The organism is Roseobacter sp. EG26, from assembly GCF_049830555.1.
Classification (GTDB): domain Bacteria; phylum Pseudomonadota; class Alphaproteobacteria; order Rhodobacterales; family Rhodobacteraceae; genus Roseobacter.
In genome coordinates this window covers 146,262-161,989 of sequence record NZ_JBNBLH010000007.1, presented here as the reverse complement: position 1 = coordinate 161,989, position 15,728 = coordinate 146,262, and the positions used below count along the sequence as shown (strand labels likewise).

Below are 15,728 nucleotides of genomic sequence, written 5' to 3'. Positions count from 1 at the left end.
TCTTCAGGAGCGCATTACTTGATCACTGCTGCCATCTATGTGTCAGTAATGATGTGGTAGACGCCGAAAAAATGCAGAGGCCATCTCTTGGGAAAAACATCCAGATTTTTTGAAGTCATTCAATTGCTGCGCCAGGCATCGCGCCCGCTGCGCGCCCAGGAACTGGCGGATCAGTTGGAGGTGTCCAAACGCACCATCTACCGCGATATCGCGACACTACAATCCATGCAGATTCCGATCGCCGGGGAGCCCGGTATTGGGTACGTGATGCGCAAGGGCTACGATTTGCCGCCGATAAATTTCGACGTTGATGAGGCAGACGCTGTGGCTGTTGGCCTCAGTCTGGTGGCCAGGACCGGAGATCTCGGGCTCTGGCGGGCAGCAAGGCGTGCCTCGCGGAAACTGGTTGAGGCCTCACCCGGAACGTCGCGGCTTGTCACCTCTTCATGGGGCGTGGGCGAAACGCCTGCTGTCGATATGGCCGCGCTCCGCGCCGCTATTCGCTCGGAGAACAAGATCGCGCTGCACTATAAGGACGTGCATGATCACTTGAGCCAACGCATCGTCTGGCCGCTGATCCTGATCTATTATGTTGATACCGCCATGCTGGTCGCCTGGTGCGAATTGCGCAGAGACCTTCGCCATTTCAGGCTGGATCGGGTGGAGATCTGCAAGTTTCTTGATGCTGATTTCATTGGCCAAAGCGAGGCACTTGTGGCGACTTGGGAAGCGACGCAAAAACACGACACTGTGTCCACGCAGGATCTCTGAGCGGGAATGGCGGCACCCGGGATCACCATGTTGTGGTTTCCCCCGGCGGGATGCCGCATTGCGCCGCTCATGACGGCTGGATACCATTGCGCAGAACAACGAAGCACGGACGCATGCCCTATCAATGGACCTCTGAACCCGGTGATTGCCCTCAGCGGCTTGAGCTCTGGCCGCATAATTCGCTTCCCCTGCGCGGAATGGCGGCGTTTGTTCTGACGACCTTCACTCTGATTCTCATTCCCGCCCTGCCGCTTTTGGGCTCCCCTATTCTCTGGGGCCTGCTGCCGTTTTTGCTGGGGGCCGTCTGGGCGGTTTATCATGCATTGCAACGCAACCGCCGTGCCCGTCAGATTACCGAGGTTCTGACGCTCGACAAGGAAGATGCGCACCTGGTGCGCAAAGAACCGTCCGGAGACATCAGAGAGTGGGATTGTAACCGCTATTGGACCACCATTACAAAATACGAATCCGATGGCCCCGTCCCGCAATATGTCACGCTGAAGGGTAAGGGGCGTGAGGTCGAAATTGGCGCCTTTCTCAGCGAGGAAGAACGCATTTCACTTTATGACGAGCTTCAGATCGCCTGGCGGAGATGATGCGTTTTCAAGGAAAGCAACGTGCCGCCAGACGCCGAGCACGTTCGGGTTCAAGGTGCCAGGAGCAGGTGATTTCCCAAGCGCAGGTTGCCTGTTGGACATCCTGCGCAATCGGACCTGTCGCGACCTGCACTGAATCGAATATTCGATTGTCGACACGCGTCTCATCCCAATCCAGCAGCACGGGCTGACCGGTTGGCAAATGCATCAAGTTGCTCGGGGACAGGTCTGCGTGGATCACGCCGACAGAGTCATTTTCGACTGCAGCCCAGGCGGACCTGCATCTGCGCACAAGCGCGTCTGGCATCAGGGAAAGATCGACATCGCCGCCCTTGTCGCGCTTGAGCAATTCCCGGGAAGACGCAAAGCCGGGCCGTTGCGCTATATTGGCCGCCTCGCTGTGAAACCGTGCGAGCATCGCGGCTATCTCAGGCATGTCCGATCGTGAAAATGGGCTTCCCTCGACAAATGGCTCACAGGTCCAGCCATGTTCCATCACCTGTCCACGCTCACTGAGCAGCAGTTCGGGAACGAAAAAACCAGCTTTGCGGGCCGCAGCCTGCGGGGCCGCCAACCACGATAACGCCTCAAGAGAGCGTCGCGTTGACTTGAAAACCACGGCTGGCGACCATCCCGGCTCAGTTCGCAACACCGTGTTTCTGTGGCCGCCCGCAAGGGCAATCACCGGCGCATGAATACCCCAAAGATTGGTATCAGGAAAAGGGGCGCCCGTGCTCATCGCGATGCCCCCATGTTTCGGCAAAACTGCCCGCCGTCAGCTCAACCGGTCTTTGACCTTGGGTCCGACACTGCCAAAATCCATCTGGCCCGTGTATTTGGATTTGAGCAAGGCCATCACTTTACCCATGTCCCGGATGCTTTCTGCACCCAATTCTGCGACAGCATCGGAAACGGCTTTCTCGGCTTCGTCGCTCGAAAGCTGTCGCGGCAGGAACTCCTCGATCACCTTGATCTCCGCGGTCTCGCGTTCGGCAAGATCGAGCCGCCCGCCCTCTTCATAGGCCCGCGCACTTTCCACCCGTTGCTTGGACATTTTGCCAAGAATGGCAAGAACCTCACCATCCCCGACACCGTCCTCCTGACCCTCAGCACGGGCTGCAATGTCCTTGTCCTTGATCGCGGCGTTGATCAAACGCAGTGTCGACAGCCGATCCGCTGCCTTATCCTTCATCGCCTGCTTGAGTGCGGCGGAGACCCTGGCGCGCAATTCCATTGCTATGTATCCTTATTTGAGACAACCAACCCGGAAGAAACCCGATCGGCAGATGTTCAGGCCTTGGACCTTATCCAATGCCACGCGGCTCCGCAACACGGCTCCGGTAACATCTGAACACGGGCCCAGGATATTACGCCTGAATCGGCCTTGACCCTTGGCCACACCGGGTCTAGGTATCGCCAGATTTCACTGCCGCCAGCTTGCCCGAAAGGATCGCCCATGCAGCCTCCTGCGTCCGACCGCCCAACCGCTTGTCTGGCGCTCGCTGATGGCACGATCTTCTATGGCATCGGTTTCGGGGCAACGGGTCAGACAGTGGCTGAACTGTGTTTCAATACCGCCATGACCGGTTATCAGGAAATCATGACCGACCCATCTTACGCGGGTCAGATCGTGACCTTCACATTTCCGCATGTTGGCAATGTGGGTGTGAACCCTGAGGATGATGAAACAGCCGATCCGGTCGCCGAAGGCATGATCGTCAAATGGATGCCGACCGATCCCTCGAACTGGCGGTCGGTCCAACATCTGGATGCCTGGCTTCGCGCCCGCGATCGCATCGCCCTTGGCGGTGTCGATACCCGGCGGCTGACCCGTGCGATCCGGCAATCCGGGGCCCCGCATGTGGCGCTTTCCCACAATCCTGAAGGTGTTTTTGACGTGGAAGCGCTTTTGGCATCCGCGCGGAAGTTCAGTGGCCTGGAAGGCCTTGATCTGGCAAAGGAAGTTACCTGTGCGCAGTCCTATCGCTGGAATGAAATGCGATGGGCTTGGCCTGATGGTTACGCGCCGCAGACTGCGCCGAAACATAAGGTTGTCGCAATTGACTATGGCGCAAAGCGCAACATCCTGCGGTGCCTTGCCAGCGCCGGATGCGATGTGACAGTTTTGCCTGCCACGGCGACCTACGACGATGTCATGGCCCATGATCCTGATGGGGTCTTTTTGTCAAATGGCCCAGGAGACCCGGCCGCGACTGGTGCTTATGCGGTGCCCATGATCCAGCAGGTTCTGAATGAGACGGAATTGCCGGTATTTGGTATTTGCCTTGGTCACCAGATGTTGGCGCTTGCCTTGGGGGCACAAACAATCAAGATGAACCATGGTCATCACGGGGCCAATCACCCGGTGAAAGATCATGACACCGGCAAGGTGGAAATCACCTCGATGAATCATGGTTTTGCCGTCGATGCCCAGACCCTGCCCGGAGGTGTGGTCGAGACCCATACATCGCTTTTCGACGGTTCAAACTGCGGCATTCGCATGGAGGGGCGACCTGTCTGGTCCGTGCAGCACCACCCGGAGGCCAGCCCCGGCCCACAGGACAGTTATTACCTGTTTGAACGCTTTGCCAGGGCGATGGCAGAACGGGTCGCCTGAATCGCGCAATGCGCCTTCGGGTTGAAAAGTGTTAATTTAACAAAACATTAACCCTGTTCTGACAGCTTGCCCTGCGTTGAGATCATGCAAGGCATTTCAAAATGAACACCCTGCGGCTGGTTGTGTCCGACCCGGTACCGGAACCGGATCTGTCAGCGCCTGCAATCAAATATGAACCGATTGGTCGCATGCTGGTGGAACGCGGCAAGATCGCGGATTCCGATCTTGACCACGCGCTCAAAATCCAAGGCCATATTGATGCGCCGCTGGGTGAAATCATGGTGTCCGAAGGACTGCTTGCCAAGCGCGATGTGCTTGGTGCACTGGCGGCGCAATGTCATGCGCGCGGGGCCGATCTGGACCTTGAACCGCCCGAGCCCAAGATGGCCGCCTGCCTGCCCGCCGAAGTCTGCCTGCGCCACGGGGTTGTGCCTTGGAAACGGGACGGGTTGCGAATTCTCGTCGCCACCAGCAGCCCCGCAGACTTCGCAGCACTCTGTCAAACCATGAAACGGCGCGGGTTGTCACTGTTCCCCGTGATCGTCGACGAACTGCAAATCCAATCGCACCTGAGCCGCCTTTATGGTGCCGAGCTGGCGCGCAAGGCCGAGGTCCGCGTTCCCGATGTCGAAAGCTGCCGCACCTGGGGGACACGCACGCAGCATCGCACCTTTTGGGCAAGCGCAATCTGTGGCTTCCTGATCCTCTCTCTCCTCTTCGCCCCGGCCTGGACTATTACGCTCGGAGTACTTTGGGCCGTGCTCACGCTCGCCATGACGACTGTTATGAAAGGCGCGGCCTTTGTCGCGCAGCTGACGCAAGAGCCCTCGCGACCCAGGGTCAACTATGATCTGAGCGCCGCCAAGTTCCGCCTGCCGCGCGTCTCGATCCTTGTGCCATTGCTCAAGGAAAAGGAAATTGCAGAGCAGCTGATCGCGCGGCTGAGCAAGCTGACCTACCCCAAATCCCTGTTGAACGTGGTCCTGGTACTGGAAGAGAATGACGCTGTGACGCGCCGGACCATCACAGATACCGACCTGCCCGACTGGATGAGCGCCATCGAGGTGCCCAGCGCAGGCGAGTTGACAACAAAACCACGCGCACTGAATTACGCGCTCGATTTCTGCCGCGGCAGCATTGTCGGCGTTTGGGACGCAGAGGATTGGCCCGAAGCCGACCAGATCGAGCGGGTTGTAAGCCGCTTCAATGAGGCGCCCGAAAATGTCGTTTGCCTGCAAGGCGTTCTGGACTACTACAACTCGCGTACGAATTGGCTATCGCGTTGCTTTACCATCGAATATGCCACCTGGTGGCGTATGATCTTGCCGGGGATTGCCAAGCTTGGACTGATCCTACCCTTGGGCGGTACAACGCTGTTCTTTCGGCGCGACGCGCTTGAAAAACTTGGCGGATGGGATGCGCATAACGTGACAGAAGACGCCGATCTCGGCGTCAGACTGGCCCGGCACGGATATATCACGGAATTGTTGCCCACGGTCACCCATGAAGAAGCGACAAGCCGCGCCTGGCCCTGGGTGCGTCAGCGTTCTCGCTGGTTGAAGGGGTTCCTGATCACCTATTTTGTCCACATGCGCGACCCGGCCCAATTGCTTCGAGATGTCGGATTGAAGCGTTTTCTGGGCCTGCAAACCATTTTTCTCGCCACATTTTCACAATTCGCCGCCGCGCCGCTCCTGTGGTCGTTCTGGCTGACAATTGCCGGTTTTACGCATCCGGTTGAAGTCACATTGGGGGCGCAGGTTGTCTGGGTGCTGGCCGGGTTTTTCATCTTTTCCGAAATTCTCAGCCTGACCATGGGCATGGCCGCGGTATCCGGCCGCGCCCACAGGCACCTTCTGGCCTATGTGCCCACGATGATGTTTTATTTCACGCTTGGTGCTCTGGCCAGCTACAAAGCTCTTTGGGAAATCGTGAAATCGCCATTCTTTTGGGACAAGACCCAGCATGGCGTCTCTCGCCAGACCGACCCTCGATAAATTTTCTCAGCCGCGCAGAACCGATTGCGGTTCGGTCCGGCGACAGCGCTGCGCGTCAGGCCTCATCCTGCCTTCGTGCCGCATCCTGTTTGAGCCGGGTCATGAAAGCGACCGAGATATGATCCCGCAGAGCCTCGGCAGCCGCGTCAGCGTCTTTCGCTTCGATCGCGCGAATGATCGCGTCATGTTCGGTCTGCGCGATCTCTCCGCGCCCTTGCGCTGCCAGAGATGTGGTCGCCATCAACGCCATCGTCCGATGCACCAGATCAAGTTGTTGCACAAGATATCGGTTATGCGACGCGAGATGAATCTGGGTGTGGAACCGCCGGTTCGCACGCGCCAAAGCTACCGGATTGTCGACAAGTGCGTTGTCGGCCTCAACCATTTCCCGCAGAATACGAACTTCCTCTTCGGTTGCGTGTTGAGCGGCCAATCGCGCGGCCAATCCTTCGAGCTCGCGGCGCACCACATAAAGCTCCGCCATCTGGTTATGATCGAGCGATGCGACAATCAGGCTGCGCCCGTCACGGGCCAACAAGGACTGCGTCTCCAACCGTTGCAATGCTTCGCGGATCGGGGTGCGTGAAACGCCGAACCGCTCTGCCAGCTCGCTTTCGACGAGGCGATCGCCAGGCCGATAAACGCCCTGATCGATGGCTTCCAGGATCAACGAATAGGCATCGGTCTGCTGTGTCTTCTGCAAGCCCATTGGGATCACTCTCCTGAGAACATTCGTCACTCTAACGAGGCTACGACCACCGGCGCAACCCCGGGGGCTTGTATGGCAACGCGTTGGCTCTTAGGAACAAACCATGCCAAAGCACGCCTTTTCAAACGTGAGCACATGGGTCTTTGACCTCGATCATACGCTCTATCCGCCTTCCGCACGTCTCTTCGATCTGATCGAAGTGCGCATGACCGCCTACGTCATGGATGCGCTTGGTGTCGCGCGCCCGGAAGCCGACAGATTGCGCAAACACTATTGGGCCGAGCACGGCACGACACTGGCCGGGTTGATGCGTGAGCACGATGTGGACCCCGGCCCCTACCTGACGGATGTGCACGACATTCCCATGGATAGCCTTGAGGCCGATCCGGAACTCGCAGCAAAAATCGGCGCTCTGCCGGGTCGGCGCATTGTCTATACCAATGGTTGCGCCCCTTATGCAGAACGTGTTCTGGCCGCACGCGGCCTCGATGGTGCATTTGATGCCATCTACGGCGTCGAGCACGCAGACTATCTGCCAAAACCCGATCACGCAGCCTTTGAAACGGTCTTCCGCAAGGATGGTCTGAACGCCCGCACGGCGGCGATGTTCGAAGATGACGCTCGAAATCTCAAGGTGCCGCACCAAATGGGAATGCGCACCGTGCATGTCGCAGAAACCCGGGGCCAGGGGGAACATATCCACTTTCATACCGATGATCTGAACGGATTTCTCGGTCGACTGCTCTGACCCTGCGACAATCAGGCCAATGGGCCGTTCGCTTTCAGCCCCTATCTAAAAGGGATCAGAGGAAAAAGGGGAGACCCCATGGCCGCCGCATCAGCAATACCCACCTTGCCTTTCTGGCAACGGTTCATTTTCCGCATACCTGTCATTGGTTGGGTGGCCCGAGACGTGATGTTTGGGGACAAGAACAATTTCTGGTTTGCGTTGATCGGATTTCTCAGCCTCTGGATGTGCTCGGCACTGACCTTCGGATTGCCGGGGCTCTATCTGCCAGCGCTGGCACTGGTGCCTGTCATATTTGTGCTTCTTCTCCTGATTACAAAAGGCTAGTGATCTAAAGGATTTGCGCGGCTGTATTTGCACCGCCCTGCGCCAACAGGAGGCCCAATGCCCACAGCGCATTGTGATATCTTAATTTCGGGTGGCGGCATTGCCGGCTTGACAGCCGCGGCGGCCTTCGGCAGCGCAGGTTTCGAAGTGATCTGCGTCGACCCAAGCCCGCCAATCACCAACCGGGATGCTGACGGGGCCGACATGCGGACGACGGCGATGCTGCAACCCGCGCGCCGTGTGCTGCAAGCCGCGGGCCTTTGGGAGCGTCTCGAACCGCACGCCTCGCCCCTTCAGGTGATGCGTATCGTGGATGCGGGAGGCGAAAAACCTGAACCGCGGCTCACCAAAGATTTCAATGCCGCTGATGTCTCTGAGTTGCCGTTCGGGTGGAATTTCCCGAACTGGCTCTTGCGGCGCGAGATGGTCGATCGTCTCGGGGAGCTGCAAAACGTGACCTTCCTTCCCGGCATCCGAACCACAAGCCTGTTCACCCGCGAAGGCGAGGCCCGCGTCGGCCTGAGCGATGGGCGCAAGATACGTACCAGATTGGTCATCGCGGCGGACGGGCGGGGCTCGCCGATGCGACACGCCGCCGGCATCGAGGTGCAAACCAAACGTTATGGACAAAAAGCACTGGCTTTCGCTGTGACCCACCCCGTGCCGCACGAGAGTGTCTCCACCGAGATACATCGCACAGGCGGTCCCTTTACGCTGGTGCCGCTGCCCGATCGCGAAGGGGCACCCTGCTCCGCTGTCGTCTGGATGGACGATGGCACCTTGTCCCAGACACGGTATGATATGGACGTGACCGCCTTTGAAGCGGCCATGACGGAACGCAGTGCAAATCTGTTTGGTCAGCTGAGACTTGCCTCAAACCGGTCAATCTGGCCGATCATCAGTCAAAAGGCCCAGCGTCTGACATCAGAACGGCTGGCCCTTGTCGCGGAGGCCGCTCACGTGGTGCCCCCGATCGGTGCTCAGGGGCTGAACATGAGCCTTGCCGATACATCGACGCTTCTGGCGCTGGCGCAAGAGCGGCCAGACGGGCTGGGTGATCAACCCATGCTCGATGCCTATCACAAAGCCCGCTACGGTGATATTTCCTTGCGGGTTCAGGGCATTGACGCGCTCAACCGCGCCAGCCAGGCCAAAAGCCCGATGCTGCGCGATATGAGGGCGGCGGGGCTGAACGCGCTTTACGCGCTGCCCGCCGTCCGCAAGACACTGATGCAGATGGGGTTGGGTGTGAGGTAACGCCCGGGGCGCGCTACAGGACCTGATCAATCACCCGTTGCAACCGCCCCAGGGTGCCATCCACGTCATAAAGCTTGTCGAGACCGAAAAGCCCCAGCCGGAAGGTCCGGAAATCCGCAGGTTCATCGCATTGCAACGGGACACCTGCGGCGATCTGCATCCCTTCGGCGGCAAATTTCTTGCCGTTCTGGATATCCGGGTCCGCCGTGTAGCTGACCACAACACCGGGTGCACCGAAACCATCTGCCGCAACCGACATCACCCCTTTTGACGCCAGCATTGCCCGAACGGAATCACCTAGTTTCCATTGCGCTTCCTTGAGGCGCTCGAACCCGTAGTCGCGCGTTTCTATCATCGTGTCACGAAACGCCCGCAACGCATCCGTGGGCATGGTCGCATGATAGGCGTGCCCCCCGTTTTCATAGGCTTTCATGATGCTGTACCACTTGCCCAGATCAATGGCGAAACTGTCCGATTGGGTTTCGGCAAGGCGTGCCTCGGCCCGCTCGGACATCATCACCAGACCCGCCGAGGGAGATGCCGACCAGCCTTTTTGCGGCGCGGAAATCAGCACATCGACCCCCAATGCGCGCATATCGACCCAAACACACCCCGACGCGATGCAGTCCAGCACCATCAGCGCCCCCACATCATGCGCGGCCTTTGCCATTGCGGCGATATACGCATCGGGCAGAATAACGCCCGCGCTTGTCTCTACGTGCGGGGCGAAGACCACATCCGGTTTCTGCTCGGCGATGGTGGCGACCACCTCGTCAATGGGTGCCGGTGCGAAGGGCGACGGGGATGCATTTGCTGCCTGCCGCGCCTTGAGCACCGTGGTGTTACCAGTCAGCCCGCCTGTTTCGAAAATCTGACTCCACCGGTAGGAAAACCACCCGTTACGGACAACCAGAACCTCCGCACCGCGCGCAAACTGTCGTGCAACAGCTTCCATTCCGTAGGTACCACCGCCTGGAATGATCGCAACGGCATCAGCGGTATATACATCCTTCAACATGGCAGAGAGATCATTCATCACCTGCTGGAAGGCGGCGCTCATCGAATTCAGAGATCGGTCGGTAAAAACGACCGAGAATTCTTCCAAACCTGTTGGGTCAACGGTGTCGAGCAGTGCTGGCATGATCATTTCTCCCTGAGCTTTCGCCAGACGTAGCCTGTCATGGCCGCCTTGGCAAAGCCTACTTGGGTATACAAAACGCGCAAAATTCGGCTCAATGAGCCTATCGGAAACCCACGACGCCGACCTTACCCAATGGGACCGGGGCGTCGCTCCTCGCTCAACAGGACATTGGCCTCCACTTCACCGACGCCCGGCAATGTCATGATCCGCCGACGCAATACGCGCTCGAAATCCGGCAGATCCCGCGCGACCACGCGCAATCGGTAGTCATAAAGCCCCAATACGTGCTCGACCCGTTGGACCTCCGGGATCGCACTGACGGCGCGTTCGAAATCCTCAAGGCTGACGCGCCCCTTGGTGGCGAGTTTCACGCCCAGAAAAACCGTCACGCCGAAACCCAAGGCTTCTGCGTTCAATCGCAGCTTGCGCCCTTTGAGAATGCCTGCGCTCTCCAGCTTTCGGATGCGCCGCCAGGTCGCAGGTTGTGACAAACCAAGGCCGCGCCCCAAGGCGCCCGCACTTTGGGCGGCATCCCGCGCCAGCGCACGTAACAAGGCCCGGTCCAGATCATCCAGATCGATCATATGGGCAGCGTCTCCTCTGCCTTGATCTGGGCGATTTGCATCAGGGCTTCGATGTCCGCGATATGCGGCAGCGTCAGCACCCGGCGTCTGTAGATCTCCTGATAATGCACCATGTCGCGGGCGATGATGCTGAGCCTTACGTCGACCCTGCCAAGGAATGTCTGGATTTCGGTCACCTCCGGCACGTCGCGAGCGGCTTCGATAAAGTCGTCAAAGGCGCGGGCCTGCGTCTTGTCCAGCGTCACCCGCAGCGAAACTTCGACGGAATAGCCAAGCGCCGCCCAGTCAATCACAGCACCGATCCCTTCGATGATCCCCGCTTCCTGCATGCGCGCGATGCGGCGCGCAGCCTTTCCGGTCGTCAGGGCGCTACGTTCTGCCAAATCCGCGGGACTCAAACTGGGATCGGACTGCCAGTGTCGCAGCAGCTGTCGATCTATACTATCAAGCATGATTTTCTCGTTATTTTCACATCGGACGAATGAAACCATCGAAAATATGCCAGCTTTGTAGCAGGAAGACAATGGAAATCAGCTTCGAATTGGTTACTGTGACGCCAGAATTCAATCAACCAAAGGACCGCCAAGATGCGTGTTTATTATGATCGCGATTGCGATGTAAACCTGATCAAAGACATGAAAGTGGCCATTCTGGGCTACGGCAGCCAAGGCCACGCCCATGCGCTGAACCTTCGCGATTCCGGCGCGAAAAACCTCGTCGTCGCGCTGCGCGAAGGGTCACCTTCCGCGGCAAAGGCCGAAGGCGAAGGCCTGACGGTCATGGGCATCGCCGAAGCGGCTGCCTGGGCTGATCTGATCATGTTCACCATGCCCGATGAACTTCAGGCCGAAACCTATAAGAAATACGTGCATGACAACATTCGTGAGGGTGCCGCCATCGCATTCGCGCACGGTCTGAACGTGCATTTTGGCCTCATTGAGCCTAAAGAAGGTATCGACGTTGTGATGATGGCCCCCAAGGGTCCGGGCCACACCGTGCGCGGCGAATACACAAAAGGCGGCGGCGTACCTTGCCTTGTGGCTGTGGACAAGGACAGCTCCGGTAGGGCGCTGGAAATCGGCCTGTCTTACTGCTCTGCGATTGGCGGGGGGCGCTCCGGCATCATCGAGACCAATTTCCGCGAAGAATGCGAAACCGACCTCTTTGGGGAACAGGCTGTTCTCTGCGGCGGGCTGGTAGAACTGATCCGCATGGGCTTCGAGACATTGGTCGAAGCAGGCTACGCGCCGGAAATGGCCTATTTCGAATGCTTGCACGAAGTCAAACTGATCGTCGATCTGATCTATGAAGGCGGCATCGCCAACATGAACTATTCGATTTCCAATACGGCTGAGTATGGCGAATATGTCTCCGGCCCGCGTGTGCTGCCCTATGACGAGACCAAGGCGCGGATGAAAGCGATCCTGACGGACATCCAGACCGGCAAATTCGTGCGTGACTTCATGCAGGAGAACGCCGTGGGTCAGCCCTTCTTCAAAGGCACACGGCGCATCAACGATGAACATCAGATCGAGGCCACAGGCGAAACCCTGCGCGGCATGATGCCCTGGATTTCCGCAGGCAAAATGGTCGACAAGGCCAAAAACTGATCCTTCGACACGGATCGAACCATCTGAAGATCCAAACGAACTAGGTTGAACGGGGCGGGCGATATCCGCCCCGTTTCATGTGGAAAGCGCTTATGACCGAAACCCCTGATATCACAGTCAAAAGCTGGCTTATGGTCGGTATCTTGGGGTTCACCTGGGGTGGTACATTTCTGGTCACCGAGATCGCGCTTGAAGGGCTGACACCTTTCTGGCTGGCGGCGGGGCGTATCGGCTTTGCTGCCCTTCTGATGACGGCGATCTGGGCAGCACGCGGGTTCCGGCTCTTTGACGCGCCAACGCATCGCGGCACCTGGAATGCAATCCTATGGATTGGGGCGCTTAGCTCCGCTGTTCCTTTCATGCTATTGGCCTGGGGACAGCAATTCGTGACATCCGGATTTGCTGGCGTCTCCATGGCCGCAGTCGCCTTGATTGTCCTTCCGATGGCCCATTTTCTGGTGCCGGGCGAGCAATTGACCCTGCGCAAGGGCCTTGGCTTCATCATCGGTTTCATTGGCGTCTGCGTTCTGATCGGTGCACAGGCTTTCGAAACGACGGGAACCACGATGGAGCCCGCGGGAAGATTGGCCTGCATCGCTGCGGCATGCTGTTACGCGGTATCCTCGGTTCTGATGCGCAAACTGCCTGCGGTCGATACGATCGGGCTGTCAACCGTTCTGCTGCTGATCGGTGCGGTCCTTGTGGTACCGCTGGCCCTGTTGGTGGAAGGATTTCCCCCCCTGCCGGGGACCAAGACCATCATCGTGGTCATCCTCCTCGGTCTCATTCCAACTGCCGCCGCAAACCTGCTGCGGGTGTTGGTGGTACGGACCGCCGGTCCGGTATTCATGTCCCTGACCAATTACCAGGTCCCGATCTGGTCGGTCGTTCTGGGTTCCGTTTTACTCAGCGAACCCCTACCGCCCTCTCTGCTGTGGGCGATGATCCTGATCCTCAGCGGCGTGGGGCTTAGTCAGTATGGCGCGTTGCGCCGCCTGTTTGGCGGCAGCTAGGGTCACCCGCCAACGGCAACGGCGACCGCCTCGACAACGCTATCGACCGCACGCTCCATCAGGTGGGCATCCTCGTGCTCAGCCATCACCCTGACCAACGGTTCTGTACCGGATTTCCGGATCAACAAACGCCCGCGACCCGCGAGATCTGTTTCGGCCTGCTCAATGGCACGTTTGACGCCCCCATCCTCAAGAGGCGTCTGCCCCGCTGCAAAACGTACGTTCTTCAGGAGTTGAGGAACCGGTTCAAAGTTGTGCAGCAGGGCGCTCGCTGGCGACTGAGACCGCACCATTTCAGCAAGAAACTGCAGACCGGCCATCAAACCGTCACCCGTGGTGGCATAGTCCGACATGACAATATGCCCCGATTGCTCGCCGCCAAGATTGAACCCTCCTGAGCGCATGCGCTCAACGACATATCGGTCGCCGACTGACGTGCGTTCAAGCCGCAACCCCTTGTCGGCCAGAAAATGCTCAAGGCCAAGATTGGACATGACAGTGGCAACAAGTGCATTGTTGGCAAGACGTCCCTCCGCCGCCCACCGCGCCGCCATCAGCGCCATGAACTGATCGCCGTCACCGACGGTGCCGTTCTCGTCCAGCAAGATCACCCGGTCGGCATCACCGTCCAGACATATCCCGACATCCGCCCCATGCGCGACAACGGTTTCGGCCGCCAATTGCGGATTTGTGGACCCGCAGCCTTCGTTGATGTTGTGCCCTGTCGGGCTGACGCCGACCGGAATGACGGTAGCCCCAAGCTCCCAAAGCGCTTCTGGTGCAACACGATAGGCGGCACCATTGGCGCAATCCACCACCACCTTCAGACCGTCCAGCCGCATCTGGCGCGGAAACGATGACTTGACCCGCTCGATATAACGGAAACGGCCATCATCAATACGCTTGGCACGTCCGATTTTCTGGGCCTCGACCGGGGCAACCCCTTCAGCGATCAGAGCCTCGATATCCGCTTCCATCTGATCCGACAGCTTGAAGCCATCCGGTCCAAAGAACTTGATACCGTTGTCGACGGCCGGGTTGTGACTGGCAGAGATCATCACCCCAAGGTCGGCGCGCATCGAGCGTGTCAAAAGGCCCACAGCAGGTGTGGGAACCGGCCCCAGAAGAAGCACATTCATCCCGGTGGACGTCAGGCCCGCCGTGAGAGCATTTTCGAACATATAACCGGACAGACGCGTATCCTTGCCAATCACGACACGGCGCACCCCTGTGCCATCCTGACTGAAATATCGGCCTACCGCGGCGCCAATCCGCAGGGCCATTTCAGCTGTCATCGGGTGTGTGTTGGCGGTGCCGCGCACGCCGTCTGTACCAAAGAGTTTATCCATCCGCGCAACCTGCCACGGCAGCCTGCCAAAGCGCAATGGCCTGAGCGGTCTCGGGGACGTCATGAACGCGCACAATTTGTGTCCCATGTTTCAATGCCGCGAGCGCCACGGCTATGGATCCGGGCATACGCTTTTCAGCAAGCTCCTGATGGCCGATGGTGCCAATGAATTTTTTGCGGGAGGCCCCTAACAGAATGGGCACCCCCAGCCCGTGAAAAAGAGAAAGCCGTGCCAATAGCGCCAGATTATGCGACTGGGTTTTTCCGAATCCGATGCCCGGGTCAGCGACGATTTGCGATCTGGGGACGCCAGCGTCGACCAGCATGGCGATTTGATCCGCCAGGAAATCATACACATCCAGCAATACATCCTCATACTGCGGAGCGCTCTGCATTGTCTTGGGATCACCCTGCGCATGCATCACGCACACGGGTGCCGCGCGCCGCGCGCAAAGAGGGGCAAGATCGCTGTCAAATGTGAAACCCGAAACGTCGTTCACCAGACTGGCACCCGCGCGCAACGCTGCATCTGCCACCGCCGCCTTGCGCGTATCTATCGAGATCGGCTGACCGAGACCTGCGGCCCGCAACGCCTTGATAACCGGGACCGTCCGCAGGATTTCTTCTTCTGCGGGAACGAAAGCCGCGCCGGGACGCGTTGATTCTCCGCCAATGTCGAGGATATCCGCGTCCGACATCCGCAATGCGCCCTGCAGAGCTTTTTCCGCCGAATTATGTTTGCCGCCATCGGAAAAACTGTCCGGCGTTGTGTTCAGAATTCCCATGATACGGGGGCGATCCATCGTCATGCCGGCAATGGGCGGGCGCGTTTCAACCAAGGCGGCCAACGCCTCTTCGCTCACTTCGGATGCCGCGACAATCGAGGGGTCCGCGCTGCGCGACAGAACTTCCACCTGCGTGAACCAGCCGCGCCCGCCCGCAAGCATCTGCGCATCCGCAGGTCGTGCAACATCCCATTGCACAATGGGGCGTATATATTCAGGCATGTG

At 58.7% G+C, this 15,728-nt stretch carries 17 protein-coding genes; 9 read left to right on the top strand and 8 right to left on the bottom strand.

Annotated features, from left to right (window positions below):
- Positions 1–87 precede the first annotated feature (87 nt).
- Positions 88–771, top strand: coding sequence for a helix-turn-helix transcriptional regulator (locus ACOTTU_RS16635; protein WP_425659680.1), 684 nt, complete (start codon positions 88–90; stop codon positions 769–771).
- 113 nt (positions 772–884) lie between these two features.
- A complete protein-coding gene (locus ACOTTU_RS16630; RefSeq protein ID WP_425659678.1) occupies positions 885–1,367 on the top strand; it encodes a DUF2244 domain-containing protein in 483 nt (160 codons plus the stop codon).
- Positions 1,368–1,374: 7 nt separating this feature from the next.
- Here ACOTTU_RS16630 and ACOTTU_RS16625 read toward each other — a convergent pair whose 3' ends face one another.
- Positions 1,375–2,106 carry a phosphotransferase gene (locus ACOTTU_RS16625; protein ID WP_425659676.1) on the bottom strand — a complete coding sequence of 244 codons (732 nt, stop codon included), beginning with the start codon at positions 2,104–2,106 and terminating at the stop codon, positions 1,375–1,377.
- A gap of 36 nt (positions 2,107–2,142) precedes the next feature.
- Positions 2,143–2,601: a GatB/YqeY domain-containing protein gene (locus ACOTTU_RS16620; RefSeq protein ID WP_298921244.1), complete on the bottom strand. Its 459-nt coding sequence runs from the start codon at positions 2,599–2,601 to the stop codon at positions 2,143–2,145.
- Between the two features lie 222 nt (positions 2,602–2,823).
- Between ACOTTU_RS16620 and carA the strand changes: the two genes are divergently transcribed.
- A complete protein-coding gene (gene carA / locus ACOTTU_RS16615; RefSeq protein ID WP_425659673.1) occupies positions 2,824–3,984 on the top strand; it encodes a glutamine-hydrolyzing carbamoyl-phosphate synthase small subunit in 1,161 nt (386 codons plus the stop codon).
- Positions 3,985–4,085: 101 nt separating this feature from the next.
- The gene (locus tag ACOTTU_RS16610; RefSeq protein ID WP_425659671.1) at positions 4,086–5,981 is read left to right on the top strand and encodes a glycosyltransferase family 2 protein; all 1,896 of its coding nucleotides are present in this window, start codon (positions 4,086–4,088) and stop codon (positions 5,979–5,981) included.
- A gap of 55 nt (positions 5,982–6,036) precedes the next feature.
- Here ACOTTU_RS16610 and ACOTTU_RS16605 read toward each other — a convergent pair whose 3' ends face one another.
- Complete coding sequence (locus ACOTTU_RS16605) at positions 6,037–6,690, bottom strand: GntR family transcriptional regulator (protein ID WP_298921238.1); 654 nt, start codon at positions 6,688–6,690, stop codon at positions 6,037–6,039.
- A 103-nt stretch (positions 6,691–6,793) separates the two neighbouring features.
- Here ACOTTU_RS16605 and ACOTTU_RS16600 point away from each other — a divergent pair, with 103 nt between their 5' ends.
- The 3 genes from ACOTTU_RS16600 (at position 6,794) to ACOTTU_RS16590 (ending at position 9,022) form a co-directional block, all read left to right on the top strand.
- Complete coding sequence (locus tag ACOTTU_RS16600) at positions 6,794–7,438, top strand: pyrimidine 5'-nucleotidase (RefSeq protein ID WP_425659669.1); 645 nt, start codon at positions 6,794–6,796, stop codon at positions 7,436–7,438.
- 78 nt (positions 7,439–7,516) lie between these two features.
- On the top strand, positions 7,517–7,765 hold the full coding sequence (locus ACOTTU_RS16595; protein WP_298921234.1) for a hypothetical protein: 249 nt from the start codon (positions 7,517–7,519) through the stop codon (positions 7,763–7,765).
- Between the two features lie 57 nt (positions 7,766–7,822).
- Positions 7,823–9,022, top strand: coding sequence for a UbiH/UbiF family hydroxylase (locus ACOTTU_RS16590; protein WP_425659667.1), 1,200 nt, complete (start codon positions 7,823–7,825; stop codon positions 9,020–9,022).
- Positions 9,023–9,035: 13 nt separating this feature from the next.
- Here ACOTTU_RS16590 and ACOTTU_RS16585 read toward each other — a convergent pair whose 3' ends face one another.
- The 3 genes from ACOTTU_RS16585 to ACOTTU_RS16575 all read right to left on the bottom strand — a co-directional run bounded on the left by ACOTTU_RS16585 (position 9,036) and on the right by ACOTTU_RS16575 (position 11,199).
- Positions 9,036–10,163, bottom strand: a complete 1,128-nt coding sequence (locus tag ACOTTU_RS16585) for an aminotransferase class V-fold PLP-dependent enzyme (RefSeq protein WP_425659665.1) — start codon at positions 10,161–10,163, stop codon at positions 9,036–9,038.
- Between the two features lie 125 nt (positions 10,164–10,288).
- Complete coding sequence (locus ACOTTU_RS16580) at positions 10,289–10,747, bottom strand: Lrp/AsnC family transcriptional regulator (protein ID WP_298921228.1); 459 nt, start codon at positions 10,745–10,747, stop codon at positions 10,289–10,291.
- Positions 10,744–11,199: an Lrp/AsnC family transcriptional regulator gene (locus ACOTTU_RS16575; protein ID WP_425659663.1), complete on the bottom strand. Its 456-nt coding sequence runs from the start codon at positions 11,197–11,199 to the stop codon at positions 10,744–10,746. The genes ACOTTU_RS16580 and ACOTTU_RS16575 overlap by 4 nt, the downstream gene beginning before the upstream one ends.
- 135 nt (positions 11,200–11,334) lie before the next feature.
- Here ACOTTU_RS16575 and ilvC point away from each other — a divergent pair, with 135 nt between their 5' ends.
- Both ilvC and ACOTTU_RS16565 read left to right on the top strand, forming a co-directional pair.
- A complete protein-coding gene (gene ilvC / locus ACOTTU_RS16570) occupies positions 11,335–12,357 on the top strand; it encodes a ketol-acid reductoisomerase (protein WP_425659661.1) in 1,023 nt (340 codons plus the stop codon).
- A gap of 92 nt (positions 12,358–12,449) precedes the next feature.
- Complete coding sequence (locus tag ACOTTU_RS16565) at positions 12,450–13,370, top strand: DMT family transporter (RefSeq protein WP_425659659.1); 921 nt, start codon at positions 12,450–12,452, stop codon at positions 13,368–13,370.
- 2 nt (positions 13,371–13,372) lie between these two features.
- Here the strand turns inward: ACOTTU_RS16565 and glmM are convergent, their stop codons facing one another.
- Both glmM and folP read right to left on the bottom strand, forming a co-directional pair.
- The gene (gene glmM / locus ACOTTU_RS16560) at positions 13,373–14,719 is read right to left on the bottom strand and encodes a phosphoglucosamine mutase (protein WP_425659657.1); all 1,347 of its coding nucleotides are present in this window, start codon (positions 14,717–14,719) and stop codon (positions 13,373–13,375) included.
- Positions 14,712–15,725 (bottom strand): dihydropteroate synthase, encoded by a 1,014-nt coding sequence (folP, locus tag ACOTTU_RS16555; protein WP_425659655.1) that lies wholly within the window; start codon positions 15,723–15,725, stop codon positions 14,712–14,714. Before folP ends, glmM begins: the two co-directional genes overlap by 8 nt.
- Between the last annotated feature and the right edge of the window lie 3 nt (positions 15,726–15,728).